Origin of the sequence: Streptomyces sp. NPDC048650, from assembly GCF_043199095.1 — a bacterium.
In the GTDB taxonomy this organism is placed as follows: domain Bacteria; phylum Actinomycetota; class Actinomycetes; order Streptomycetales; family Streptomycetaceae; genus Streptomyces.
Genome location: NZ_JBICVM010000001.1, coordinates 20,195 through 43,777, shown reverse-complemented (window position 1 = coordinate 43,777; position 23,583 = coordinate 20,195). Strand labels below are relative to the sequence as shown.

Here is a 23,583-nt window from a genome sequence, read left to right as displayed (position 1 = left end):
CCGGATGAGGGGACGGAACGCTTCATGACCACTGCCGGCTCCGGGCAGACACCCGGTCCCGTACCAGCCGCCCGTACGACCCCGGCCGCACCGCCGGCCGGCCGTACGATCCAGACGACCCCGGAGAAACCCACCCCTCTGACGCCGCCCACCGCCCTGACGACCACGGCGACGGCTCGCGTCGAGCCCGCCCGCACCGAGGATGGCCCCATGCCCCAGGCAGGCCAGGCGCAGCACCCCCGCCCGCCGCAGCAGCGCGACCGCTTCCGCCCCGTCGCCCCGCCGGATCTGTCCGGTCTGAGCCTGCCCGAGCTGCGGGTGGTGCGGCGGGACTCGCAGCAGGAGGAGGCCGACCTGAGCTATCTGCGGCGGCTGCTGCAGGGCCGGATCGACATTCTGCGGGCCGAGATCGCCCGCCGGACCGCGTCGCATTCACCGCTGCTGGACCGCCTCCCGGAGATCCTGACGGACGTCCCCTCGCGGCACCGCTCGTCGGCCCGGCATGTGACGCTGGGCACGCCGCACAGCGAGGAGAACCGTCAGCTGGCCGAGGAGGTGCTCGGCGAGGTGGAGCTGTCCGACCTCGGGGCGCGGACGGACGAGGAGCTGCACACGGCGATGGCCCGGCTGATCCGCTTCGAGCGGCAGATCTCGCGGCGCCGTCAGTCGCTGCAGCGGACGGCGGACGATTGCAGTGGGGAGATTGCCCGCAGGTACCGTGAAGGAGAAGCGCAAGTCGACGACCTGCTGTCCTGACCGGGGCCACAAGCCCCCGGGGGCGCGGGTCCACTCCTCCGGAAGGCCGCCGATGACCTCGCCCACCCCGATAGTCGCGACGCCGTCCCCGCAAGCTCCCGCGTCCCCCGTCCTTGCCGAGGTCGTCCGCTCCGGCTTCGTCGAGGGCCGCCACCGCGGTTCGCTGGTGGTGCTGGCCGCCGACGGCAGCGTGGAGTGGTCGCTCGGCGATGTCGCCGCCCCGGTCTTCCCCCGGTCGACGAACAAGCCGATGCAGGCCGCGGCCGTGCTGCGGGCCGGCCTGGATCTGGCGGGCGAGCGGCTGGCGCTGACCGCCGCGAGCCACTCCGGTGAGCCCTTCCATCTCGATCTCGTGCGCACCATGCTCGCCGAGTACGGCCTGACCGCCGAGCAGCTGCAGACGCCGCCCGATCTGCCGCTGGACCCGGCGGAGGCGGAGATCTACCTCGCGTCGGGCCTGGTCCGCGACCCGCTCACGATGAACTGCTCCGGCAAGCACACCGCGATGCTGGCCGCCAGCGCCCTGAACGGCTGGTCGCTGGACTCCTACCTGGACCCGGAGCACCCGCTCCAGCAGCTGATCCTGACGGGCGTACAGGAGGCGAGCGGCGAGGACGTCGCCCATATCGGCACGGACGGCTGCGGCGCGCCCCTGATGTCCCTGTCGCTGACCGGCCTGGCCCGCGCCTTCCGGTACTTCGTGGGCGCCGCGCCCGGCACCCCCGAGCGCCGGGTCGCGGACGCGATGCGCGCTCACCCCGAGTACGTCGCCGGCACCCGCCGCCCCGACACCTGGCTGATGCGGGCGCTGCCGGGCACCCTGTCCAAGATGGGCGCCGAGGCCGTCCAGGCGCTCGCCCTGCCCGATGGGCGGGCGCTGGCCTTCAAGATCGACGATGGTGCGACCCGTACCCTGGGCCCGATCCTGGCCCGTGTCCTGCGCCGGATGGGCATCGACGACCCGGTGCTGGCGCGGATCGAGGACGTTCCGCTGCTGGGCGGCGCCGCGCGGGTGGGGGAGATCCGGGCGGTGTTCTGACGACGCGGGCGCTGCGGCCCCGACTGACGTCGGCGGCACGGGAGTTGGGGAAAAGGGCGCGCCGTTTCCGGCGCCGCGTGACTACCGTGCCGTCATGAGCCTCGAGATCCGTACGGTCGGCGACGACGACATCCACGGCTGGGTCGTGGCCGTGGCGACCGCGTTTCTGCAACCGCCCGTGGCCACCGAAGCGGACGTCGCGTACCGGAGGGCGGACCACGACCCCGACCGGACGTGGGGCGCCTATGACGGCGGCCGCTGTGTGGCGACGTTCCGCAGTTTCGCGCAGGAGCTCACGGTGGTGGGCGGCGCCACCGTCCCCTCCGATGCCGTCTCCGCCGTGACGGTGGCGCCCACCCACCGCCGCCGCGGCCTGCTGAGCCGGATCATGGCGAAGGACCTGCGGGCCGCCAAGGAGCGCGGCGATGCCGTCTCCAGCCTGATCGCCGCCGAGTACCCGATCTACGGGCGGTTCGGCTACGGCCCCGCGACGTGGGCGACGACCTGGCGCATCGACACCGCCCGGGCGCTGCTCGATCCCCGGCTCGCCCTCCCGGAGAGCGAGGGCCGGATCGATCTCGCCTCCCCGGCGGAGGTCCGGGAGTTCGGCCCCGGCCTCCACGACCGGTTCCGCGCCCTGGTGCCCGGCGCGGTCTCCCGTGGTGAAGTGTGGTGGCAGCGGGCCACCGGGGAGATCGACCTGAGCATCGAGCCGGGGACGGCGAACCGGCACCACGCCGTCTACCGCTCCCCGTCCGGCGAGATCGAGGGCCTGGCCACGTACACGTACGAGGCGCACTGGGAGGCCAACCGGCCGGAGAACACCGCGCACGTCCAGCGCCTGATCGCGACCTCGCCCGCCGCCGAACGGGCCCTGTGGCAGTTTCTGTGCTCCATCGACTGGGTGCGGCACGTCCACACCGGACGCCGCGCGCCCGACGACCTGCTGCCGCACTTCCTGGGCGATCCGCGGGCGGCGGCCGTCGACGAGCACTCCGACTACCTGTGGCTGCGTCCGCTGGACGTTCCCCGCCTTCTCCGGGCCCGTACGTACCCGGTGTCCGGCTCTCTCGTCATGGAGGTCGAGGACCGCGCGGGGCTGGCCGGCGGCCGCTTCCTGCTGGAGGCGACGCCGACCGGCGCCACCTGCACGAGTACCACCCGCTCCGCGGACCTCACCCTGGACGTGGCCGAGTTGGGCTCGCTGTATCTGGGCGACGAGGCCGCCTCCCGGCGGGCGGCGCTCGGCCGGGTCCGCGAGGAGCGGCCGGGTGCGCTCGCCACCGCCGACGCGCTGCTGCACACGGCGCGGCGGCCGTGGTGCCCGGACATGTTCTGACCGACGGCGCGGGGCGCGGCGCATCGATGCTCCGGGCATCGGCGCTCCGGGCATCGGCGCTCCGGGTCCTGCCGCGGCGGGATCGCCCCGGGTCGCGGCCGTGACCACTGCCCCGCGGCCCCTGGCCTGCATATGGTGGCGAGGACAGACCACACAGTGCACGAGTGCGGAGACGCGCCGGTGCACCACTCACCACAACAGGAGGCCGGCGACCATGAGCGACGCGAATTCCGAGCCGCAGGGGCCCGAGGCGATCGAGCACGCGCACGACCCCGAGGTGCTGCAGCTCGCGGCCAAGGTGTTCGACCTGGCGCGGCACGGTGACACCGACACCGTCGCCGCGTACGTGGACGCGGGCGTGCCCGCCAACCTGACGAACGACAAGGGCGACTCCCTGGTGATGCTGGCCGCCTACCACGGCCACGCGGACACCGTGGAGGCGCTGCTGCAGCGCGGCGCCGACGCCGACCGTCCCAACGACCGGGGCCAGACGCCGCTGGCCGGCGCGGTCTTCAAGGGGGAGGACGAGGTCATCAAGGCCCTGGTCGCACACGGCGCGGACCCGGCGGCGGGGACGCCGTCGGCGGTGGAGACGGCCCGGATGTTCGAGAAGAAGGAGCTGCTGGAGCTGTTCGGCGAGCAGTGACGCCACGAAACGCTTGACCTCAAGATTGCTTGAGGTTCTAGCGTCGGGGCCCTGACGGCAGCACCGCCGCGCGCGCTGCCCCGCAGCGCACTCCCGCAACGAAGGGCCCCCATGTCCGAGCAGCGCCACACCCTGGCCGTGATCGTCGGCAGCACCCGGGAGGGCCGGTTCGCGCCCGTCATCGCGAACTGGTTCACCCGGCACGCCGAGTCCCACGCCCACATCGACGTCGACGTCATCGACCTGGACGCCGTCCGCCCGTACGAGCTGCGCCCCGACACCGAGGCGTACGCCGCCTTCGCGAAGCGGGTCGACGAGGCGGATGCGTTCGTCGTGATCACCCCGGAGTACAACCACTCCTTCCCGGCCCCGCTCAAGCACGCCATCGACCTGCTGCGCCCCCAGTGGCAGGCCAAGCCGGTGGGCTTCGTCTCGTACGGGGGGATCTCGGGCGGGCTCCGCGCCGTCGAGCAACTCCGCCTGGTCTTCGCCGAGTTGCACGCGACCACGGTGCGCGAGACGGTCAGCTTCGCGCTCGCCGGCCAGCTCTTCGACGACCGGGGCGAGCTGCACGATCCGGCTCCCGCGGCACGGGCCGCGGACGCCCTGCTCCGGCAGCTGTCCTGGTGGGCGACGGCCCTCCGGCAGGCCCGGCTCGCGCGGCCCTACGCGGCGTGACCACCCGGCCTGCCGGCTACTCGCCCTCCGGGCCGATCGTCCGGTCGACGAGGGCGGAGATCAGCTCTTCCGTCCCCTCGGCCGGCACCACGCCCGGCAGTGTGAGCTGCTCCAGCATCAGCCCGGTCATCGCGAGATAGATCAGCGTGACGGCGGTGCGGTCGCCCGGCAGCCCGCCCTCCAGGTGGCAGCGGATGTCCTCGTCGAGCGTCTCGCGGATGACCCGGGTCAGCTCCGCACGAAGCTCGGGCCGCCGGGTCGCCTCCAGGCGCAGCTCCAGCATCGCCAGATAGCCGGTGCGGCTCTCCGTCGCCCGGCGGTTGATCCAGCGCATCATCTCGGCCACCAGCTCCCGGCTCGGGGGCTGGTCCATCGCGGCGGTGAACTCGTCCGGGTCGGGGGCGATGCTCCGGTGGATACGCCCGGTGACCTGGGCGAGCAGGTCGTCGCGGCTGGAGAAGTAGTCGGCGGTGGTGCCCTCCGGCACCGCCGCGGCCGCGTCGACGGCCCGGAAGGTCAGCCCCCGCGCACCGTCCCGCGCCAACACCTCGATCGCGGCGTCCACCAGGGCCGTGCGCTGCTCAGGATTACCCACCATCCGAACGTCCTCCCCTCTCCCGTTTCCCGGAAACCCCTTGTCACCACGTCGAGCGACGGGCGGCCTCCGCGTGCACCGTCCACGACCCCCGAATCGGCGGCCACACCCCGGCCGGCCGCGTCACCGACCCGTCCGAACAGCACCCGAAAGGCCCTGCGCCCCCGCACTCGAAAGGTCCTATGCCCTCGCGGCCGGCCGCTCCTGCAACGCCCAGCCGTTGCCGTCCGGATCGCTGAAGTAGACGAAGGAGTTCCACGGCTCGCCGGGGCCGTCCGCCATCTCCCCGCCCTCCACATGCTGCACGGGGCCGGCCGCCACCCCGCGCTCCACCAGCTGGGCACGGGCCGCCGCGAGGTCGGGGACGACGATCTGCAGCCCCTGCACGGTCCCCGGCTGCGACGTCGTCACGCCGGTGCCCGCGGCGATGACGATGGAACAGCCCGACCCGGGCGGCGTCAGCTGCACGACGCGCACGTCGTCGCCGACGCGGGTGTCGTGATCGACGACGAAACCCATCTGCTCGTTGTAGAAGCGCTTCGCCCGGTCGATGTCGGACACCGGAACCGGCACCAGTTCGAGCTTCCAGTCCATGACCATGATGCGTCGCCCTTCCTTCGTCACAGCAGACAAAAGTCTAGATACGGGGCACGGGACGTGCTTGCGTCCGGATACGTCGGCCGAAAAAGGCCCTACGGAGTGAGCACTCACTCCGTACCGTGGATGTCATGACGCCACACACTTCAGGAACGCCACACACTTCAGGAACGCCGGGAACGCCGGGGACGCCGGGAACGCCGGGCGAGCGCGGCGGGTCGGGCGAGCCGGTACGGCAGGACGCTCCGTCGGCCGCCCCGCGCCGGCGGGCCCCCGGCATGAGCATCGACCAGCGCCGGGTGATGATCGTGACGGCCGCGCTGCCGCTGGTGGCGGAGTACGGCGCCGCCGTCACCACCAGCCAGATCGCACGCGCGGCCGGGATCGGGGAGGCCACGATCTTCCGGGCGTTCAAGGACAAGGACGAGGTGCTGGACGCCTGCGTCGCACAGGCGGTCGGCACGGACCACGTTCTGCGCGAGCTCGCCTCCATCGACCTTTCCGAGCCGCTGGAGATACGGCTGACCGAGGCGGCCGAGGCCCTGCGCGCCCATCTGGAGCGGGTGGGCGCCGTCGTCGGCTCGCTGCACGCCTCCGGTCACCGCCGCGGCCGGGAAGCGAGCACCCCCACCCGCCCGGCCGACCGGCCTCCGCAGGACAGCCGGGCGCAATCCCTCGCCGCCCTGCGCCACGGCGTCATGGAGCTGATCGAGCCCGACGAGGACGCCTTGCGCCTGCCGCCCGGGAAGGTCGCCGCCGCTTTCCTCGGTCTCCTCTTCACCCGGATGCAGACCCCGGTGGCCGAGGCCGATGCCCCGCTGTCGCCCGAGGAGCTCATCGCCGTACTGCTGCACGGCACCCTCGACCGTCCAGGGAGCGCTCGATGACCGTCAGCCTCCACCACACCATCGTCCCGGCCGTCGATCCCCGGGCCGCGGCCCGGTACTTCGCGACGGTCATGGGGCTCGAGGCACTCCCGCCGGCGGGCCGCGAAGGGCACTTCGCGCCCGTCCGCGTGAACGCCACGCTCACCCTCGACTTCATGGCCGCAGCGGACCCCGAGGGCCACCATCTGGCCTTCGACGTCGATCCCGAGACGTTCGACGCCATCCTCGCCCGTATCCAGGAGGCGGGCATACCGTACGGCAGCCACCCCACCGAGCCGGACAACGGACGAACCGACCACCCGCTGTGCGCCCGCGGCCTCTTCTTCACCGACGACGCCCACAACCTCTACGAGGTGATGTCCGCGGCGTGACCGGGCCCGCGGGGTGAACGGCCCCCGGCGTGACCGGGCCCGCGTCACCGCCCCACGAACGTCAGGCTCACCTCGTCGTAGCGGGTGCCGGCGATCCGGCCGGCCGGGGCGGCGGCGTCGATCGCGGCGAGTTCCTCGGGGGACAGCTCCACGGCCAGCGCCCCGAGGTTCTCCTCCAGGTACTTCTGCCGGCGGGTGCCCGGGATCGGCACCACGTCGTTCCCGCGGTGCTGCACCCAGGCCAGCGCAAGCTGTCCGGCGGTGACGCCCTTCGTGACGGCCAGCTCGTTCAGCTTGTCCACGATGGCCAGGTTCTGCTCCAGGTTGCCGTCGGCGAAGCGCGGCTGGGTCCGGCGCAGATCGGACTCCGGCAGGCCCTCCACCGAGGTGTAACGCCCGGTCAGGAAGCCTCGGCCGAGCGGCGAGAACGGCACCAGGCCGATGCCGAGCTCGCGGCAGACCGGGGCGATCTCGGCCTCCAGATCGCGGGTCCACAGCGACCACTCGCTCTGCAGCGCGGCGATCGGATGCACCGCGTGCGCCCGCCGGACCGTCTCCGCGCCCGCCTCGGACAGCCCCAGGTGCCGCACCTTGCCGGCCGCGACGAGTTCGGCCATCGCGCCGACGGTCTCCTCGATCGGCACATCGGGGTCGACACGGTGCTGGTAGTAGAGGTCGATGTGGTCGACGCCGAGTCGGCGCAGCGAGGCGTCGCTGGCCTGCCGCACATATGCGGCATCGCCGCGGATGGCGGCCGGCTCGCCGAGGCGGTTGGCGAAACCGAACTTGGTGGCCAGCACCACCTCGTCGCGCCGCCCGGCGACGGCCCGCCCGATCAGTTCCTCGTTGTGTCCCGCACCGTAGAAGTCGGAGGTGTCCAGCAGGCTCACCCCGAGGTCGAGCGCCCTGTTGATGGTCGCGATCGACTGCGCGTCGTCCGAGTCCCCGTAGCCGTGGCTCATCCCCATGCAGCCGAGCCCCTGCGCGGAAACCGTCAGCTCACCGAGGTGACGCGTGGGAGTGTTCGTCATGCTGCTGCCTCCTGGCACCGATCCGTCGAGGAACCGGGCGTTCCCCGTGATCCCGTCCCAGACGGTAGGAGTTGGAGCGCACTTGAAGTCAACACCGGCCAGTCGCGGTGACCGCGGGACCCGAACTCGGATGCTGTGCACGCCGCTTGTGGGGCACCTCGATCCGGACGCCCGAACGGCGGTGGAGACGCGGGGGTTCGCGCCGACGGGGGTGCTCGGCGCGGCTCCCTCGCGGCGCGGCCCCGGCGGTCCGGCCGCGGCGGTCCGGCCGCGGCCGCGCGTGCGCACCCCGTGCCGCCCCGGCCGGCCTCGGGTATCGTTGCCCTTTCCTGCACGGACCGACCCAGGAGGTGAGACCGATTCCCCGCCAGACCAGGCAGGTGCTCCCGTCTCACTCCGTACGGTCCGCCGGATCCAGGTGACCGCCCGGCAGAGGTGACCCGGAGCGCTGATCGGCGTCCCGAAAGGCTCACCGCCCCATATGCCGTTCCACCGTTCGTCACCCAGCTCCTCCCCCCACCCGATCCGCGTGACATCCGCCGGGCCCTCACCTGCGGTCGTACCGGCCCTTTCCCGTCCCGCCGTCACAGCCACGCTCCGCGCCGCCGGATGCGTCTTCGCCGAGGACGAGGCCGAGTTGCTCGTCGCGGCGGCTCGCACCCCCGCAGAACTCGCCGCCATGGTGGACCGGCGGGTCCTCGGCCATCCGCTGGAACACATCGTCGGCTGGGCGGAGTTCCACGGCCTCCGGGTGGCCGTGGACGAAGGGGTGTTCGTGCCCCGCCGCCGCACCGAATTCCTCGTCGGGCGGGCCGTCGCCCTGGGCCGCCGGGCCGCCCGGCCCGCCCCGGACCGTACCCGCGTCGTCGACCTGTGCTGCGGCTCCGGCGCGGTGGGCACCGCACTGGCCGCGGCCCTGGACCGCGTCGAGCTGCACGCGGCCGACATCGAGCCCGCGGCGGTGCGCTGCGCCCGCCGCAATGTCGCCGCCGCCGGTGGCGAGGTGTACGAGGGCGACCTCTTCGCGCCGCTGCCCGACGGGCTCCGGGGCCGTATCGACATCCTGGTCGCCAACGTCCCGTACGTGCCGACCGAGGAGGTCGGCCTGCTCCCCGCCGAGGCCCGCGACCACGAGCCGATGGTGGCGCTCGACGGCGGGGCGGACGGGCTCGACGTACTGCGCCGGGTCACGGCCTCGGCGCCGCGCTGGCTGGCCCCCGGCGGCCATCTGCTCGTCGAGACCAGCGAGCGCCAGGCCGAACGGGCCGTCGACGCCTTCGCCCGCGGCGGCCTGGTCCCCCGGGTCGCGGTCTCCGACGAGTGGTACGCCACGGTGGTCATCGGCACGCGGCCCATCGGCGACGGCGGAGCCCGCCGGCCGTAGAGCGGACGCGGGCACCACCGGGCGATGCCCCACGAGCCGGGCGGGACGTCGACAAACCCCCTGGGCTTCGAACTCACTCACCCGGGCAGGCGAGTCCGAAGTCCCGTCGGGCCGGGCGGTCGGACAGACCCTAGGTCAGCAGCAGCACCACGGCGGCGCCGATGCCGCCGAGGAAGAGCGCGACGGCGGCTTCCCGCCAGCCGCCCTTGCCCCAGCGGAAGGGATGGTCCAGGGCGAGCCGGCCGGGGCCGATGGCGGCGATGGCCAGGGCGATGGCCGCGATGGTCACGTTGTATTCCATGCCACCGGTGTTCGCCCACAGGCCGTGTGCCGCGGTGACGGTCACCATGGCATTGATCATCACGCCGATCAGCGCGGCGGCCGCCAGCGGAGTCAGCAGCCCCAGGGCCAGCCCGAGACCGCCGAGCAGCTCGGAAATGCCGGCCACCGCCGCGTAGACCCTTCCGGGGTGGTAGCCGAGCGCGGCGAATCCTTTGCCGGTGGCGCCGAGTCCGAGACCGTCGAAGATCCCGAAGAGCTTCTGGGCGCCGTGGCCGGCCATCAGCAGGCCGATGGTGATCCTGATGAGGAGCAGACCGCAATCACCGGCGGACACCGGCATCCGCGCCCGAGTGTCGGACGTGGGCGGGGGTGAGGCGCGCGGTCGCTCGGCGGCGGGTTTCATCGGGAGCTCGCTTCCGCACCGGACTCCCCGGGCGGAGCCGACCGGCCGCTCAAGGAACCGGCGGATCGGGATGTTCGGCCGTGCGGCATCCGCTCGCGCACGAGGCGCGGAAGGCCACCGCCGTGCCGTCGGACGGCCAGGACGCCACCGGGCGGAGACCGGCCGTTGTGCCGCCGCCGTGTGTGCGTCGGCCCCGGGCTCTCGCACCGGTCCGGCCGGGCCGCCGGTCGTCCTTGCCGGAAAGAAGTCGGCTCAGGGCGCTCGATCGCCATTCCCTCCTTCCAGCGTCTCACGCCGCCCGCAGGGCGCGGGAGTGCGCGGAAGCGGTGGACGTCGCCCACCGCCGTCCGTAGACACCGTCTACTCGACGGTGGTAGACAGTGTCTATGCAGCCACCCGCACCGGCCCCCGGAAGCGACGATCAGGACGTGGGCCTGCGCACCCGCCTGGTGGACGTCGGCGTCGAGCTCGTCACCCGAGAGGGGATCCAGGCGCTGACGCTGCGCGAGATCGCCCGCCGGGCCGGCGTCTCCCACGGGGCGCCACGGCGCCATTTCCCGACCCACCTGTCCCTGCTGTCCGCCATCGCGCGGCGCGGCTTCGCCGACCTGGCCGACAGGGCCGCCGCGGCACTGGACGGTGCCACCGGCGACACGTCGCCGCGTGCCCAACTCCACACGCTGGCGCGCACCTACCTCGACTTCGCCCTCACCCACCGCGGCATGTACGAGCTGATGTTCCGTCACGACCTGCTGGAGAGCAATCAGCTCGGCCTGCGCGAGACCAGCCTGCCGCTCTTCGACGTCCTCGTCGGGCTCGTCACCCGCGCCCGGCCGCAGTCGGACGTGGCGCCGGCGGTGGCCGCGGGCGCGCTCTGGGGAAATCTGCACGGCATCGCCCAGCTGTGGGGCTGGGGCAGCCTCACCCTCGCGACGGGGGCCCACGACGTCGAACCGCTGCTGTGCGCCGCGCTCGACGCGCACCTCGGGCCGCCGGCCCGGTGAGCGCGACCACGCGCCCGGCGAGCAGTCACCGGCCTTCGCGCCACCGGCGGCTCACCCTCACCGGCAGCATCATCGGGGCGGTCGTCGTCGCCCTCGACGGCACCGTGCTGACCGTCGCCCAGCCCACCCTCCAACAGGACCTGCACGCCTCCTTCGTCCAGGTCCAGTGGACCAGCACCGGCTACCTGATCGCCGTGGCCGCCCTGCTCGTCTTCGCGGGCCGGCTCGGGGACCGGTACGGCCACCAACGGATCTTCGCCGTCGGCCTGCTGGGCTTCGGCGCCGCCTCGGCGGGGATCGGCCTGGCGTCCGGTGTCGGCTGGGTGATCGGCCTGCGGATCGTCCAGGGAGTCTTCGGCGCGCTGCTCCAGCCGGCCACCCTGGGGATGTTGCGCGCCGCGTACCCGCCCGACGAGCTCGGCATGCCCATCGCGCTGCGCACCAGTGCCATCGGGCTGGCTGCCGCCGCCGGACCGGTCGTCGGCGGCGCGCTCACCACCCACCTGGGCTGGCGGTCCGTCTTCTTCCTCAACGTCGGCCCCGCACTCCTCATCGGCGTACCGGCCCTGCTGGTACGCATACCGAGGCCCGCGGCGGCCACCACCACCCGGCTGGACCTGCCGGGCGCCTGCCTGCTCGCGACGTCCCTGGTGTGCCTGGTGCACACCCTGGTCGGCATTCCGACCGCCGGCTGGACGGCGTCGACCGCCTGGGGACTCGCCGCGACGGCCGTCGCCGGCATCGCCTTCGTCCGCCACGAACGGCGCACCGCGAGCCCACTGGTACCACCGGACGTCCTCGGCTCCCCAACCGTCGCCTCGGCCCTCGCCGTCCTCCTCGCCGCTTCGGCATCGATGTTCGGCGCCCTGTTCGTCGGCACCTACTTCCTCCAGGACGTCCTCGCCCTCGACCCCCTCCAGAGCGCGCTGCGCGTACTGCCGCTGGCCGCGTCGATGGTGCTGAGCGCGCCCGCCTCCGCCGTGCTCCAGCGCCGGTACGGCTCCCGCCGGACGACCGCGGCGGCGATGACCGTCCTCGCACTCGGCGTCCTGCTGCTCTCCCGCTGCGACCAGTCGTCGGCGACGGCGGCGATCAGCGGCGGCTTCCTCCTGCTGGGTGCCGGATTCGGCACGGTGATGGTCACCGCGACGGCCGTCATCGTCCGCCACGCCCCGGCGGCCCACGCCGGGGTGGCCGGCGGGCTCCAGCAGACAGCGATGAACGTCGGACCGGCACTGGGCGTCGCCACGGCGACCATGCTGCTCACCCTCACCGCACCGGTCGGCGCGAGCCCCCACTGGACCGCCGGGGACTTCGGTCCGGCCATGACCACCACGCTCACCGTCCTGACCGCCGTCGCCGCCGCCGGCGCACTGCTCGCCGTCGGACTCCCCGGCCGCCCGGACCGCCGCCACGAGTGACACGAGAGGGACGGACGAGCTCCCGCTGCCCGCTGCCCGCTCGGCAGCGGAGAACCGCGGTGTCCGGGGTGGGATCAGCTCGGGCGGACGCCGCCGGGCCGGTCCGGTGTCCCCTTACGGCCCTATGCGCTGCCCGACAGGAGCTCCCGTCCCTCGGGATAGCTCAGGTCGACCCTGACGACCCGCTCGAAGCGGAAGCCGACCTCGACGAGCCGGGCGGCCGCTGCCGGCCGCCCCGGCAGTTCGGAAACGAGCAGCGGCCGCTTCGGGATGCCGAAACGCGTGTACCGGTCGTCGGTCTCTTCGTCCCAGGTGAACAGGTAGGGCCCGTAGTCCGGCGTGACCGGGCAGTGCGTCTCGGGGCACTCGTCGGGATCGTCATGACAGATCCAGTCGAACCACTCGGGGTGCCGCGCTCGCGCCTGGACGGTCGCCTCGTGCATGGTCGCCTCGTGGGTATGGGCGGCGGTCGGAACGGGCCCGAAGGCGGAGGAGAACAGACCCACCTGCCCGGACGGGTCCACGGCCCACCAATGAACCTGAAGACCCCAGCAGGGATGGACGAAGGTGCTCGGTGCCGTCATGGGAATCAGGTTACGAAGCGGGAAGTGACCTCCCTGAGCGAGGGCGGCGCGGGGCGGCCTCCGGCCGTCAGGAGGACGGGTTCTCACTGGCGGAGGGGCCCGGGATGCCATAGGAATTCCCTATAGCACGTGCCGACATTTCGTCTTTGCCCCTCATTCTTCTCCGTACGTACGGTGAAACAGCTCGACGAGGTGCTCACCGTGATTCTCCGAGGATTCGCGCTCTGCGCACGTCGATCCTTCTTCCGTCGAGCGGACCACCACGCGATCGAGAGGACAAGTGGCATGACCACGTTGGAGAACGGATCGGGAGCGCGAGAACTCGCAGGAAGACGGGCCCTGGTCACAGGCGGTTCTCGCGGAATCGGGGCGGCCGTCGTGCGCCAACTCCTCGACGCCGGCGCCGAGGTGCTCACGACCGCCAGGTCGGCGACGAGCACGGTGCCGGAGGGGGCCGCCTTCGTCCAGGCCGACGTGCGGACACGGGCTGGAGCGGAGGCACTCGCCGCGGCCGCGCAGGAGGTGCTCGGCGGGGTGGACATCCTGGTCCACAACGCAGGTGGGGCGCGGCCGCACGAGGGCGCTTCGGCCATCCCCGACGAGGAGTGGCAGGACGCGCTGGACCTGAACTACCTGGCGTCGGTGCGGCTGGACTCGCTGCTGGTACCGGGGATGCGGGAACGGCGTTCGGGGATGATCGTGCACGTCTCCTCGGCCGCGGTCCGCACCCCGGTAGGACCGTTCCTGCACTACACGGCGGCGAAGGCCGCGCTGGAGAACTACAGCCGGGGACTGGCCTCGGAACTGGCCCCGTTCGGCATCCGGGTCAACACCGTGACTCCCGGCAGAGTCGCCACCCCCGGCGGCGAAGCAACGCGGGAACAGTGGGCGGAGGTAGCCGCGCGCATGGACGCGGCGCCGGGCCAGACCGACGCCAACGCCACCGTGCCGCTGGGGCGCGACGGTCAGCCCGACGACATCGCCCACGCGGTGCTGTTCCTCGTGTCCGACCGGGCGAGCTGGCTGACCGGAAGCAATCTCGTCGTGGACGGCGGCGAATTCCCCAGAGGTTGACCCCGACGGCATTCCGGAACGCCGGTTTCGACAGAAGGAATTCAGCGGCGCCCGCTTCCTTTCCGGCCGTCAGGACACCGGTGAGAAGGAAGCGGACCCGGACCAGTTCTCCTGACGCAGGAGTTCGAGCAGGGCCGTCTCCGCCGGACCCGCGCCGTGCCGGACCACGGCGATGACGGGCTGGGACACGACCGGGAACACCGGGCGCACGAGGTGCTCGTGACCGTGGGGCACCGCGGAGGCCGGGACCAGCGTCACCCCCAGCCCGTGGGCGGCCCAGCGCACGGCCGTCGCCGTCTGGGACACGCGGGCGGCCGTGGTCGGGGTCAGATCGTTGTCCCGCAGCACATTCAGCAGCACGCCGTCGAGCGCGCTGTCGCGGTCGAACCTCACCCACGGCTCCCCGTCCAGTTCGCGCAGCTCGACCCGGTCCGCGGCGAGCTGCCGGTGCCCGGCGCCCAGCACCACGACGAACTCCTCGTCGCCGAGGCGGTGGGCGTCGGCGGGACTCCGCTCGCACGCCGCCATCAGTGCGAGGTCCAATATGCCCCGGCGTCCCAGCCGCTCCAGCTCGGCGGAGCTCGGCTCCTCGAAGACGGTGACCTCCAGCCGCGGGAAGCGGCGGCGCAGCGCACCCAGCGCGCCCGGCAACTGCCGCGTGCCAAAGCCCATCTGCACCGAGACCACCAGCTCGCCCACCAGCTCGTCGGCACCCGCCCGCGCCGTCGCCCTCGCCCGCCGCGACGCGCTCACCGCAACCTCCGCCTCCCGCAGGAACGCGCGGCCGACCACGGTGGGCACCAGTCCGGTCGGCGTGCGCGCGAACAGTTCCACCCCGAGCTCCCGCTCCAGGCCGCGGATCTGCTGGGACACCGACGGTTGAGCGACGTGCAGCAGCTCCGCCGCCGCCGTCACCGAGCCCTCCTCGGCAACGGCCAGGGCGTACTCGAACTGACGAAGACTCATCGGCGCCCACTCCCTCCCCTGTGGGGGACCGTGGTCCCCCGTTGTCATCGTGGCAAGAGCAGGTAACCGGGTTCGACCGGCGGAGATTCCCGCGGACACGGCCGGCGCCGGTCTGCTCCCGGCAGACGCCCTGCACATGCGACACCCGTCGTGCTCGATCCGACCCTCGTAGGCGGCGGTAGCGCCGAATCGGCCCCGGCCGGATGGGGGCGGACGCACTATCTCGTGTGCGGCAAGGGCTGGAAGTGTCGTAGCGTGGACAAGTTGCCACGCCGGAGACATCGGCGGCAGCAACAGACTTCCTGTTCCGTTCCTGCTGTGTCGATCTTGAGGTGACGTCCTATTTCCCAGGCCATGTAGTCGTCCGCGTTCCCCGCGTGCTGTTGTGTCGCACGTGTTCGGGGGCGGACGTCGCGCCGGCCTGAGTTGCGTCACCCTTCCCCGCAGTTTTCTTTCCCGGGTGCAGCTCTGCCGTCTGCCCCGGGTGCGGCGTTTTCCGGCCCCGGTGCGGCTGTCGGCAGGGCTCCCCGATTCCTTTGGATCAGGAGTTCCCGTCGTGTCTTCCTCCGCGCTCGGCAACGAGCCGCAGCACACCACCCAGCCCCCGAACCACCCAGCACCGCACCACCCGAAGCCGGCGTCGGCGGCCTGGATCGCTCTCTTGGTGCTGCTGGGCGCCGAGCTCCTGAACATGCTCGACCAGTCGGTCGTTCTGACCGCGCTGCCCGCGATCCAGGAGTCGACCGACGCCGGACCGGCCGCGGTGCAGTGGCTGACCACCGGCTATTCACTGCCCGTCGCCGTCGGGCTGATCACCGGCGGACGCCTCGGCGACATCTTCGGCCGACGCAGGATCCTCCTCATCGGCACCGTCGTGTTCACCACGGCCTCGCTGCTGTGCGGCCTCGCTGCCGGGCCGGGCGTGCTGATCGGCGCCCGTGTGCTTCAGGGCGTGGGAGTGGCCCTGATGATCCCGCAGGTCCTGGCCACCCTCCATGTCGCCTTCGAGGGGCAGAACCGCAGCACAGCGTTCGGCCTCTACGGGGCCGTCCTCTCTCTCGCCAACGTCCTGGGCCCGGTGATGGGCGGCCTGCTCACCGAGGCCGACCTGTTCGGGCTGTCCTGGCGGCCGATCTTCCTGGTCAACGTGCCCGTCGGCCTCGCCGTGTTCCTCCTGGGACGCCGGTTCATCCCCGAGTCGACCGTCCGGAAGGCCGACCGGCTCGACCTCACCGGCATGCTGTTGTCCGCACTGGCCGTCGTCCTGATCGTCCTCCCGCTCACCGAGGGCCACCTTCATCACTGGCCGCTGTGGTGCTTCGCCCTGCTCGCCGCCGGCTTCATCGTCCTCGGTGTCTTCCTGCGCCACCAGAAGTGCAAGCAGGACAACGCACCCCTCGTCCCCCTGTCCCTCTTCCAGGGGCGGCCGTTCTCCGGTGGAGTGTCCGCGCAGCTGATGCTCGGCCTGCTGTGCGGGCTGTTCTTCATGACCTGGACCCTCTACCTCCAGCGCGGCCTGGGCATGAGCCCCTTCCACGCGGCCCTGGCCTTCGTGCTGCTCTCCGTGGGAGAGCTGGCCGGTGCGACGGTCGCGGCGAGGAGCGGCGGGCGCTTCGCCCGCCGGTTGCCCCAGGCCGGAGCCCTCATCGCGCTCGCCGCGATGGCCGCCTACGGACTCCGGGCCGACGGAGGTCGGGGAGACCTGACCCTCGCGGCAATGACCGCTCCGGTGGTACTGATCGGCTTCGGCCTCGGCATGGTCGGCGGCCCGCTCGCCGACCTGTCGCTGGCCCGCGTCCCGCACGAGGACGCCGGGGCCGCCTCGGGCCTGTTCAACACCGCCATGCACCTGGGCATCGCCCTCGGCACCGCGCTGACCGCCCTCGTGTTCTTCGCCACCACCGGCGGCTCACCCGACGCCGGACTCCACCGCGACGCCTTCGTCAACGTGCTGTGGTGGGACGGCGCCCTCCTCGCCCTGATGTGGGCCCTGATGTTCTGCCTGCCCAAGCACGCCACCAACCAGGCCGACTGAGCAACTTCACATGGCGGCGGTGCCTGCACCCCGGGCGCCGCCGCCCCTCGCCCCTCGGTTGATTCCCGGGTCCGGAGTGCCTCCCCTGATCGACGACCTGGCCACACGAAGCTGATGGCAGGGGCAGTGACGGACGGCCCGCCGACACACCCCCACTTTTGCTAGCGCTTGCTTGCAATAGTTAGCACGGGCGTGCACCATGGAGTCATGGCATCACTCAACGTCGGCAATCTCGGTGAGTTCCTGCGGGACCAGCGGCGCACGGCGCAGCTGAGTCTGCGGCAGCTCGCGGATGCCGCGGGGGTGTCCAACCCGTATCTCAGCCAGATCGAGCGCGGCTTGCGCAAGCCGAGTGCGGAGATCCTGCAGCAGCTGGCCAAGGCGCTGCGCATTTCCGCCGAGACGCTGTACGTACAGGCCGGGATCCTCGACGAGCGCCAGGGTCTGGACGGTGTCGAAGTGCAGACCGCGATACGCACCGACCCGGCGCTGAACGAGAAGCAGAAGCAGGTCCTGCTGCAGATCTACGAGTCCTTCCGCAAGGAGAACGGACTCGGGGGCAGCGCGGCGGGCCCTGCGAACGGGCAGGAGAACGGGCGTGGTTCGGACTCCCCGGAGTCTGAGGCCGACGGCGGCCCGCACGCCACCTGAGCAACCGAATCGTTTCCAGGAGGAAGAACGTCATGGCCATCACCGATGACCTCCGCAAGACCGTCACCGACGCGACCCCGCTGTACGCCCTCGCCGGTGCCGCCGACCTGGCCGCCGAGAAGCTCGGCGAGGTGCCGACCCTCGTCGAGAAGATCCGTGTCGAGGCTCCCAAGCGCTTCGAGTCGGTGCGGGCCACCGACCCGAAGGACGTCCAGGACCGCTTCACCAAGCAGGCCAAGGACGCACAGGACAAGCTGAACGAGCTGCTGGGCTCGCTGGACGGCGACCTGAAGAAGTTCCGCGACCAGGCGCAGGAGATCGCGCTGCAGGGCGTGGGCCGGGCCGCCGAGGTCGCCGTGCGGGCGCGCGAGACGTACGACGAGCTGGCCGAGCGGGGCCGCGGCGCGGTGCAGACCTGGCGCGGGCAGACCGCCGACCACGTCGAGGAGCTCGCGGTGGCGATCGAGCCGGAGTCGACCACGAAGCCGCAGTCGCAGCCGGCCGCCAAGCCGCAGTCGCAGCCGTCGTCGCGCTCGACGGTGAACAACAGCAGCCCGCGCAAGGCCGAGGCCAAGCCGTCCGGGACGGCGAACGGCGCGAAGCCCAACGGCGCGAAGACCGTCGACAGCAAGCCGGCCACGGCCAAGAAGACCCCGCCGCCGGCGCGCAAGCCGGCGGCCCCGGCGAAGAAGACCACCCCGCCGGCCGCCAAGTGACGTCCGTCACCTTGCGCTGAGCGAGGTCGGGGCCGGGCACACTTCGGGTGCCCGGCCCGTTGTTTGGGTACGGTGGCCCGCGCAGGGCCGTACAGAAGCGTGACCGACAGAGCGAACGGGTGATGAAGGCGTGCTGTACTACGGGTTCCAGGACCTCTTCGGCTGGGTGCAGCTCGCCCTGGGCGTGTACGCCGCCGTGATGCTGGTCGATGCCGCGCTGCGGCGCGAGGACGCCTATCGCGCGGCCGACAAGCAGAACAAAGGCATGTGGCTGATTTTCCTCGTGCTGGCCACGGCGCTGCTCTTCCTGATGCCCTTCGAGGCCTTCCTGCCGCTCCTCGGCATCATCGCCGTGATCGTCTACACCGTCGACGTCCGGCCGGCGCTGCGCCAGGTCTCGGGCGACGGTCGCGGCCCACGCCGCGGCGGCTCCAGCTCGGACGGCCCGTACGGGCCGTACAACGGCGGACGGTAACCGCCGCCCCTCAGGCCGGCCCCTCCTGGGCGGGCCAGCGCCGGTCCAGCAGCAGCACGGCCACATCGTCCGTGAGCTCGCCGCCGTTCAGATCGCGCACCTCGCGCACCGTCGCGTCCAGCAGCTCCTCGCCCCGCAGGCCGGTCGCCATCCGGCGGCCGACCAGGTCGGTCATGCCGTCCTGGCCCAGTCGCCGGTTGCCCTCGCCGATCCGGCCCTCGATCAGGCCGTCGGTGTACATCATCAGGCTCCAGGAGCCGCCCAGCTCCACCCGGCGGCGGGGCCAGCGGGCATGCGGCAGCAGGCCGAGGGCCGGTCCGCCGCACTCGTACGGCAGCAGCCGCGGCGGCAGCCCGGCGCGGGCCAGCAGGGGGGCGGGGTGGCCGGCCAGGCACAGGCCCGCGTGGCGGCCGTCGGGCGATATGTCGACGGTGCACAGGGTCGCGAAGATCTCGTCGTCGGAGCGCTCGTGCTCCAGCACCTTCTGGAGAGTGGAGAGGAGCTCGTCCCCGCACAGCCCGGCGAAGGTCAACGCCCGCCAGGCGATGCGCAGTTCGACGCCGAGGGCGGCCTCGTCGGGGCCGTGGCCGCACACGTCGCCGATCATCGCGTGGACGGTGCCGTCCGGGGTGCGGACGGTGTCGTAGAAGTCCCCGCCGAGCAGCGCGCGGCTGCGGCCGGGGCGGTAGCAGGCGGCGAACCGCAGGTCGGAGCCGTCGAGCAGCGGCGTGGGCAGCAGCCCCCGCTCCAGCCGGGCGTTCTCCTGGGCGAGCATCCGCGACTCGGTCAGCTGGCGCTGGGCGAGATCGGCGCGTTTGCGCTCGACGGCGTAGCGGACGGCGCGGCTGAGCACGGCGCCGTCCAGCTCGTCGCGGAAGAGATAGTCCTGGGCGCCGACGCGTACCGCGTCGGCGGCCCGCTCCGCGTCGGTCTCGGAGGTGAGCACCAGCACGGCCTGCGCGGGCGCCATCCGCAGCACCTCACGCAGCGCGCCGAGCTCGTCACCGGGGCAGTCGGCCGCGTCGCGCTCGATGTCCTCGGGCGGGGCCAGGTCGAGCAGGATGCAGTGCACGTCGTCGGTGAGCAGCCGCGCGGCCTCGGTGAGGTTGCGGGCGGTGCGCAGGCGGACCTTGCGGCCCGCCCAGTCCCACATGTCGGGGACGTGACTGTTGGGGTCCTCGCCGATGAGCAGGAGGGTCAGCCCCTGGGGCAGCGCCTCGTGATCGGTGGACGGCTCGTCGGCAGGCACCGGGGCGACCGCGTCCTGGAAGGAGGCATCCCCCGCCACCGGTGCGACGGGCGGGTGCGCGGCAGCCGCGCAGACGTCGTCCACCGGTCCCGCCTGGTGCGGCAGCACGGCCGTCCGCTGCTGCGGTACGGGTACGGGCATTCCTCTGTTCCTTCCCTCCCCCCGAGGGTGCAAGGCGCGCGCCGAGTGGCGCGCCACCGTGCCCGACCCCGCTCCGCTCGTCGGTCATACGAGCGAGGCGCTACCGGGCACCGAGAGGCGACCATAGCGTCAGTACCGAGCGGTACGGAATGGCCGACGGCAATCGGCCATTGTCATATGCGCCATCTCATCTGCGGTTTGGCGCGGTGCGGGAGGAAAGCGGAATGACGAACATCACCCCTGCTGACCGAATCCTGACCGTTAGGGGTTACCCACCGTTAACCGATCGATACCGATCAATCCGGTCATTCATCGGTGACCCGGGTCACCGGACGGGGAGTCGGCGGGAAGGGGAGTCGGCGGGAAGGCGGCGGACGGGCTATCGGCCGGCCGCACGGTCCGGCTCGTCGTCCGGCCGGACGACGCCGAGGATCGGCATCGACCCGGCCCCGGTGATCGTCACCTGCCGGCCCGGCCGCGGGGCGTGCACGATCGCGCCCTTCCCGATGTACATCCCCACGTGGCTGGCGTCCGAGAAGTAAATGATCAGGTCGCCCGGCCGCATGTCCTTGATCGCGACCCGGTGCAACTGCCGCCACTGCTCCTGCGACGTCCGCGGAATCGTCGTGCCGCCGGCCTGCCAGGCACGCAGGGTCAGCCCCGAGCAGTCGAAGGTGTCCGGCCCTTCGGCACCCCAGACATAGTCCTTGCCGATCTGCGCAGTGGCGAATGCGATCGCCTTTTTGCCGAAGCGGGACGCCTTGTTGTCGATCTCCTTCAACACCCCGGAGTCAAGCCATTTCTGTTGCTCCAGGAACGCCTGATCGTCCTCCAGCTTCTGCAGCCGATCCTTTTCGTCGGCGGCCAGCCGGGATTCGATTTTCTTCGCCGCGTCGATCTTTTTCTTGATGTCCCGACGCGCGCTTTCCTTCTTTTTGCGGTTCTCCTCCAGCCGCTCCCAGCGATCCGTCGCGGCGGCCGAGTAGTCCTCCAACTGCCCCTTGGTCTGCGAAAGTTGGGATATCACGCCCTTGGTCGCCTGCTGCGCCTTACGGACCAGGGTGGCGTTGTCGAGAAAGGCTCCGGAGTCGGCACCGAGGATCAGCTTGGCCTCGGAGGGCATTCCGCCGCCGCGGTACTGGGCGCTGGCCAGCGCGCCCGCCTGGCGCTTGAGGGCGGCGAGCCGGTGTTGGGTGCGGTCGATGGTCCGGGCCAGCTTGACGATCTCCTTCTGCTGGAGCTCGACCTGTTCCTTGGCGCCGTTGTAGGCGTCGGTGGCCTTCTCCGCCTTGCGGTAGAGATCGTCGATCTTCTTGCGTACGTCCTGGAGGTGCTTGAGCGACGCCTCCGCGGACACGGCGTCCGCCGCGCGTTCCTCCCGCACCTTCGGATCCGCGTACGCCGCGGTCGCCGTGCCGCCGAGCAGTCCCGTCACGCACAGGACCACGGCCGTGCACGCCACGACCCGGCCGCCCCGCACCACTCCACGACCCCAGCTGTCCCGTACGCCCCGAACGCCCTGCCGTGCCCCCTGGCTCCCCACCAGTCACCTCCGGTCGTTCCGCACCGATTCGTGTCCTCGCCTAGGCGCGGATGCTGCCATACCGGCCGGTAATTCAACAGAGCGACGGGCCGTTTCGCGCACCGCCGCCCCCCAGGAGGCCGTCCGACGGTGTCCGGCGGTACGGCGGGCCGCACCGGCACGCACCGGGGGCGTCCTCAGCCCCTCAGACGCGCGAGCCCCTCACCCGGTTCCGGGCACCCCCTGCGCACCTCTGGCACCCCTCACACCAGACAGCCGCTCTGCCCCATCAGCCACCTCCGCACCAAGCCGACCGACCGGCCGTTTCGTGCCGCTCACCGGCTATTTCACCGTCCGCAGCAGCCGCGTCACCCACACCCACCTGACGGCCGAGGTTCACCCTGCGTTCACTCCCCTCCATCGGCCGCTTCACCTGATCTGCCTACTTTCGGCCGTGCCGAGCCCGTTCCACGCCCCGATGGCAAGCGCGGCCCGGCCGGCCGGCGCGACAAGAGCGGCGGCCACCCCACCCGAAGAACAACCCCGCACGCCGAACGCAGCGGCGCGCCCCAGGAAGGAACTCTCGACAGTGAAGCTTCAGCGCAAGAACCGGGTTCGCGCCCTCGCCGTTGGCGCTCTCGCCGTCTCCGGTGCCCTGGCCCTGACCGCGTGCGGCTCCGACGACACCAGCGCCGCCGGCGGCGGCGCCGGCGCCGCCAAGACCGCGAACATCAAGTGCGGGGGCAAGGGCAAGCTGCTCGCGTCCGGCTCGTCCGCGCAGAAGAACGCCATGGACGTCTGGGTCCAGAACTACGCCGGTGCCTGCAAGGGCACCGAGATCAACTACCAGCCGACCGGCTCCGGCGCGGGCGTCACCACCTTCCTCCAGGGCCAGACCGCCTTCGCGGGCTCCGACTCGGCGCTCAAGCCCGAGGAGATCGCGAAGTCGAAGAAGGTCTGCAAGGGCGGCCAGGCGATCGACCTCCCGATGGTCGGCGGCCCGATCGCGGTCGGCTACAACGTCCCCGGCGCCGACAACCTCGTCCTGGACGCCCCGACCCTGGCGAAGATCTTCGACTCGAAGATCACCAAGTGGAACGACGCCGCCATCAAGAAGCTGAACCCGGGCGCCAAGCTGCCGGACCTCAAGATCCAGGCGTTCCACCGCTCCGACGACTCGGGTACGACCGACAACTTCACCAAGTACCTCAAGGGCGCCGCCCCCGGTGACTGGAAGCACGAGCCCGCCAAGAAGTGGGAAGGCACCGGCGGCCAGGCGGCCTCCGGCTCGGCCGGCGTCTCCTCCCAGGTCAAGCAGACCAGCGGCGCGATCTCGTACTTCGAGCTGTCCTACGCCACCGCCGGCAAGATCCCGACGGCCAAGCTGGACACCGGCGCCAAGGCCCCGGTCGACGCCACCGTCGGCAACGCCTCCAAGGCCATCTCGGAGGCCAAGCCGGCCGGTCAGGGCGACGACCTCGCCCTGAAGCTGAACTACACCTCCAAGGCCGAAGGCGCGTACCCGATCACCCTGGTGACGTACGAGATCGCCTGCGACAAGGGCAACAAGGCCGAGACCCTGCCCGCCACCAAGTCCTTCCTGACCTACGTCTCCAGCAAGGACGGCCAGAGCGCCCTCAAGGCCCTCGGTTACGCCCCGCTGCCCACCGAGATCGCCGACAAGGTCCGCAAGACCGTCGCCACGCTCTCCTGACCTTCCGGGCGGCGGCCTCCCCC

Annotated in this window: 24 protein-coding genes; 16 read left to right on the top strand and 8 right to left on the bottom strand. The window is 72.0% G+C overall.

Annotated features, from left to right (window positions below; genetic code table 11):
• Positions 1-24: 24 nt before the first annotated feature.
• The 5 genes from ACGFML_RS00225 (at position 25) to ACGFML_RS00205 (ending at position 4,458) form a co-directional block, all read left to right on the top strand.
• Positions 25-756: an ABC transporter substrate-binding protein gene (locus ACGFML_RS00225; RefSeq protein ID WP_393538338.1), complete on the top strand. Its 732-nt coding sequence runs from the start codon at positions 25-27 to the stop codon at positions 754-756.
• 52 nt (positions 757-808) lie between these two features.
• Entirely contained in the window at positions 809-1,795 is a 987-nt protein-coding gene (locus tag ACGFML_RS00220; RefSeq protein ID WP_393538336.1) for an asparaginase, read from the top strand.
• Between the two features lie 94 nt (positions 1,796-1,889).
• Complete coding sequence (locus ACGFML_RS00215) at positions 1,890-3,134, top strand: GNAT family N-acetyltransferase (protein ID WP_393538335.1); 1,245 nt, start codon at positions 1,890-1,892, stop codon at positions 3,132-3,134.
• A gap of 214 nt (positions 3,135-3,348) precedes the next feature.
• Positions 3,349-3,780: an ankyrin repeat domain-containing protein gene (locus ACGFML_RS00210; protein ID WP_393538333.1), complete on the top strand. Its 432-nt coding sequence runs from the start codon at positions 3,349-3,351 to the stop codon at positions 3,778-3,780.
• A gap of 111 nt (positions 3,781-3,891) precedes the next feature.
• Complete coding sequence (locus tag ACGFML_RS00205) at positions 3,892-4,458, top strand: NADPH-dependent FMN reductase (RefSeq protein ID WP_393538332.1); 567 nt, start codon at positions 3,892-3,894, stop codon at positions 4,456-4,458.
• 16 nt (positions 4,459-4,474) lie between these two features.
• On the opposite strand, the gene ACGFML_RS00200 is transcribed toward ACGFML_RS00205, so the two are convergent.
• Together ACGFML_RS00200 and ACGFML_RS00195 are read right to left on the bottom strand one after the other, a co-directional pair.
• Entirely contained in the window at positions 4,475-5,056 is a 582-nt protein-coding gene (locus ACGFML_RS00200; protein ID WP_393538330.1) for a TetR/AcrR family transcriptional regulator, read from the bottom strand.
• 177 nt (positions 5,057-5,233) lie between these two features.
• A complete protein-coding gene (locus ACGFML_RS00195; RefSeq protein ID WP_393540309.1) occupies positions 5,234-5,647 on the bottom strand; it encodes a VOC family protein in 414 nt (137 codons plus the stop codon).
• A gap of 281 nt (positions 5,648-5,928) precedes the next feature.
• Here ACGFML_RS00195 and ACGFML_RS00190 point away from each other — a divergent pair, with 281 nt between their 5' ends.
• The gene (locus tag ACGFML_RS00190) at positions 5,929-6,537 is read left to right on the top strand and encodes a TetR/AcrR family transcriptional regulator (protein WP_393538328.1); all 609 of its coding nucleotides are present in this window, start codon (positions 5,929-5,931) and stop codon (positions 6,535-6,537) included.
• Entirely contained in the window at positions 6,534-6,908 is a 375-nt protein-coding gene (locus tag ACGFML_RS00185; protein WP_393538326.1) for a VOC family protein, read from the top strand. The genes ACGFML_RS00190 and ACGFML_RS00185 overlap by 4 nt, the downstream gene beginning before the upstream one ends.
• A gap of 44 nt (positions 6,909-6,952) precedes the next feature.
• On the opposite strand, the gene ACGFML_RS00180 is transcribed toward ACGFML_RS00185, so the two are convergent.
• On the bottom strand, positions 6,953-7,939 hold the full coding sequence (locus ACGFML_RS00180; protein WP_393538324.1) for an aldo/keto reductase: 987 nt from the start codon (positions 7,937-7,939) through the stop codon (positions 6,953-6,955).
• Positions 7,940-8,420: 481 nt separating this feature from the next.
• Between ACGFML_RS00180 and ACGFML_RS00175 the strand changes: the two genes are divergently transcribed.
• Positions 8,421-9,323 carry a putative protein N(5)-glutamine methyltransferase gene (locus tag ACGFML_RS00175; protein ID WP_393538323.1) on the top strand — a complete coding sequence of 301 codons (903 nt, stop codon included), beginning with the start codon at positions 8,421-8,423 and terminating at the stop codon, positions 9,321-9,323.
• Between the two features lie 130 nt (positions 9,324-9,453).
• Here ACGFML_RS00175 and ACGFML_RS00170 read toward each other — a convergent pair whose 3' ends face one another.
• Complete coding sequence (locus tag ACGFML_RS00170) at positions 9,454-10,008, bottom strand: DoxX family protein (RefSeq protein ID WP_393538321.1); 555 nt, start codon at positions 10,006-10,008, stop codon at positions 9,454-9,456.
• A 386-nt stretch (positions 10,009-10,394) separates the two neighbouring features.
• Here ACGFML_RS00170 and ACGFML_RS00165 point away from each other — a divergent pair, with 386 nt between their 5' ends.
• Positions 10,395-11,012, top strand: a complete 618-nt coding sequence (locus tag ACGFML_RS00165) for a TetR/AcrR family transcriptional regulator (protein WP_393538319.1) — start codon at positions 10,395-10,397, stop codon at positions 11,010-11,012.
• Positions 11,009-12,433: an MFS transporter gene (locus ACGFML_RS00160; protein ID WP_393538317.1), complete on the top strand. Its 1,425-nt coding sequence runs from the start codon at positions 11,009-11,011 to the stop codon at positions 12,431-12,433. Before ACGFML_RS00165 ends, ACGFML_RS00160 begins: the two co-directional genes overlap by 4 nt.
• Positions 12,434-12,555: 122 nt before the next feature.
• Here ACGFML_RS00160 and ACGFML_RS00155 read toward each other — a convergent pair whose 3' ends face one another.
• Positions 12,556-13,017, bottom strand: a complete 462-nt coding sequence (locus tag ACGFML_RS00155; RefSeq protein ID WP_393538315.1) for a hypothetical protein — start codon at positions 13,015-13,017, stop codon at positions 12,556-12,558.
• A 285-nt stretch (positions 13,018-13,302) separates the two neighbouring features.
• Between ACGFML_RS00155 and ACGFML_RS00150 the strand changes: the two genes are divergently transcribed.
• Positions 13,303-14,091 carry an SDR family oxidoreductase gene (locus ACGFML_RS00150; RefSeq protein WP_393538313.1) on the top strand — a complete coding sequence of 263 codons (789 nt, stop codon included), beginning with the start codon at positions 13,303-13,305 and terminating at the stop codon, positions 14,089-14,091.
• 69 nt (positions 14,092-14,160) lie between these two features.
• Here the strand turns inward: ACGFML_RS00150 and ACGFML_RS00145 are convergent, their stop codons facing one another.
• Positions 14,161-15,057, bottom strand: coding sequence for a LysR family transcriptional regulator (locus tag ACGFML_RS00145; protein ID WP_393538311.1), 897 nt, complete (start codon positions 15,055-15,057; stop codon positions 14,161-14,163).
• A 556-nt stretch (positions 15,058-15,613) separates the two neighbouring features.
• On the opposite strand from ACGFML_RS00145, the gene ACGFML_RS00140 reads away from it, so the two are divergent.
• From ACGFML_RS00140 to ACGFML_RS00125, 4 genes are all read left to right on the top strand, one after another.
• Positions 15,614-17,092: an MFS transporter gene (locus tag ACGFML_RS00140; RefSeq protein WP_393538309.1), complete on the top strand. Its 1,479-nt coding sequence runs from the start codon at positions 15,614-15,616 to the stop codon at positions 17,090-17,092.
• Positions 17,093-17,299: 207 nt separating this feature from the next.
• A complete protein-coding gene (locus ACGFML_RS00135) occupies positions 17,300-17,743 on the top strand; it encodes a helix-turn-helix domain-containing protein (protein ID WP_393538307.1) in 444 nt (147 codons plus the stop codon).
• A gap of 32 nt (positions 17,744-17,775) precedes the next feature.
• Complete coding sequence (locus ACGFML_RS00130; RefSeq protein ID WP_393538305.1) at positions 17,776-18,459, top strand: hypothetical protein; 684 nt, start codon at positions 17,776-17,778, stop codon at positions 18,457-18,459.
• Between the two features lie 130 nt (positions 18,460-18,589).
• On the top strand, positions 18,590-18,934 hold the full coding sequence (locus ACGFML_RS00125; RefSeq protein WP_393538303.1) for a DUF2516 family protein: 345 nt from the start codon (positions 18,590-18,592) through the stop codon (positions 18,932-18,934).
• Positions 18,935-18,944: 10 nt separating this feature from the next.
• On the opposite strand, the gene ACGFML_RS00120 is transcribed toward ACGFML_RS00125, so the two are convergent.
• A complete protein-coding gene (locus ACGFML_RS00120) occupies positions 18,945-20,324 on the bottom strand; it encodes a PP2C family protein-serine/threonine phosphatase (protein ID WP_393538302.1) in 1,380 nt (459 codons plus the stop codon).
• Positions 20,325-20,703: 379 nt separating this feature from the next.
• Positions 20,704-21,867 (bottom strand): NlpC/P60 family protein, encoded by a 1,164-nt coding sequence (locus tag ACGFML_RS00115; protein WP_393538300.1) that lies wholly within the window; start codon positions 21,865-21,867, stop codon positions 20,704-20,706.
• Positions 21,868-22,435: 568 nt separating this feature from the next.
• On the opposite strand from ACGFML_RS00115, the gene pstS reads away from it, so the two are divergent.
• Positions 22,436-23,560 (top strand): phosphate ABC transporter substrate-binding protein PstS, encoded by a 1,125-nt coding sequence (gene pstS / locus ACGFML_RS00110; RefSeq protein WP_393538298.1) that lies wholly within the window; start codon positions 22,436-22,438, stop codon positions 23,558-23,560.
• The last annotated feature ends 23 nt before the right edge of the window (positions 23,561-23,583 follow it).

Excerpts from the sequence above, each read along its gene's own strand:
- ACGFML_RS00225 (WP_393538338.1), top strand. The coding sequence starts at position 25 with ATGACCACTGCCGGCTCCGGGCAGACACCCGGTCCCGTACCAGCCGCC.
- ACGFML_RS00220 (WP_393538336.1), top strand. The coding sequence starts at position 809 with ATGACCTCGCCCACCCCGATAGTCGCGACGCCGTCCCCGCAAGCTCCC.
- ACGFML_RS00215 (WP_393538335.1), top strand. The coding sequence starts at position 1,890 with ATGAGCCTCGAGATCCGTACGGTCGGCGACGACGACATCCACGGCTGG.
- ACGFML_RS00210 (WP_393538333.1), top strand. The coding sequence starts at position 3,349 with ATGAGCGACGCGAATTCCGAGCCGCAGGGGCCCGAGGCGATCGAGCAC.
- ACGFML_RS00205 (WP_393538332.1), top strand. The coding sequence starts at position 3,892 with ATGTCCGAGCAGCGCCACACCCTGGCCGTGATCGTCGGCAGCACCCGG.
- ACGFML_RS00200 (WP_393538330.1), bottom strand. The coding sequence starts at position 5,056 with ATGGTGGGTAATCCTGAGCAGCGCACGGCCCTGGTGGACGCCGCGATC.
- ACGFML_RS00195 (WP_393540309.1), bottom strand. The coding sequence starts at position 5,647 with ATGGACTGGAAGCTCGAACTGGTGCCGGTTCCGGTGTCCGACATCGAC.
- ACGFML_RS00190 (WP_393538328.1), top strand. The coding sequence starts at position 5,929 with ATGAGCATCGACCAGCGCCGGGTGATGATCGTGACGGCCGCGCTGCCG.
- ACGFML_RS00185 (WP_393538326.1), top strand. The coding sequence starts at position 6,534 with ATGACCGTCAGCCTCCACCACACCATCGTCCCGGCCGTCGATCCCCGG.
- ACGFML_RS00180 (WP_393538324.1), bottom strand. The coding sequence starts at position 7,939 with ATGACGAACACTCCCACGCGTCACCTCGGTGAGCTGACGGTTTCCGCG.
- ACGFML_RS00175 (WP_393538323.1), top strand. The coding sequence starts at position 8,421 with ATGCCGTTCCACCGTTCGTCACCCAGCTCCTCCCCCCACCCGATCCGC.
- ACGFML_RS00170 (WP_393538321.1), bottom strand. The coding sequence starts at position 10,008 with ATGAAACCCGCCGCCGAGCGACCGCGCGCCTCACCCCCGCCCACGTCC.
- ACGFML_RS00165 (WP_393538319.1), top strand. The coding sequence starts at position 10,395 with ATGCAGCCACCCGCACCGGCCCCCGGAAGCGACGATCAGGACGTGGGC.
- ACGFML_RS00155 (WP_393538315.1), bottom strand. The coding sequence starts at position 13,017 with ATGACGGCACCGAGCACCTTCGTCCATCCCTGCTGGGGTCTTCAGGTT.
- ACGFML_RS00150 (WP_393538313.1), top strand. The coding sequence starts at position 13,303 with ATGACCACGTTGGAGAACGGATCGGGAGCGCGAGAACTCGCAGGAAGA.
- ACGFML_RS00145 (WP_393538311.1), bottom strand. The coding sequence starts at position 15,057 with ATGAGTCTTCGTCAGTTCGAGTACGCCCTGGCCGTTGCCGAGGAGGGC.
- ACGFML_RS00135 (WP_393538307.1), top strand. The coding sequence starts at position 17,300 with ATGGCATCACTCAACGTCGGCAATCTCGGTGAGTTCCTGCGGGACCAG.
- ACGFML_RS00130 (WP_393538305.1), top strand. The coding sequence starts at position 17,776 with ATGGCCATCACCGATGACCTCCGCAAGACCGTCACCGACGCGACCCCG.
- ACGFML_RS00120 (WP_393538302.1), bottom strand. The coding sequence starts at position 20,324 with ATGCCCGTACCCGTACCGCAGCAGCGGACGGCCGTGCTGCCGCACCAG.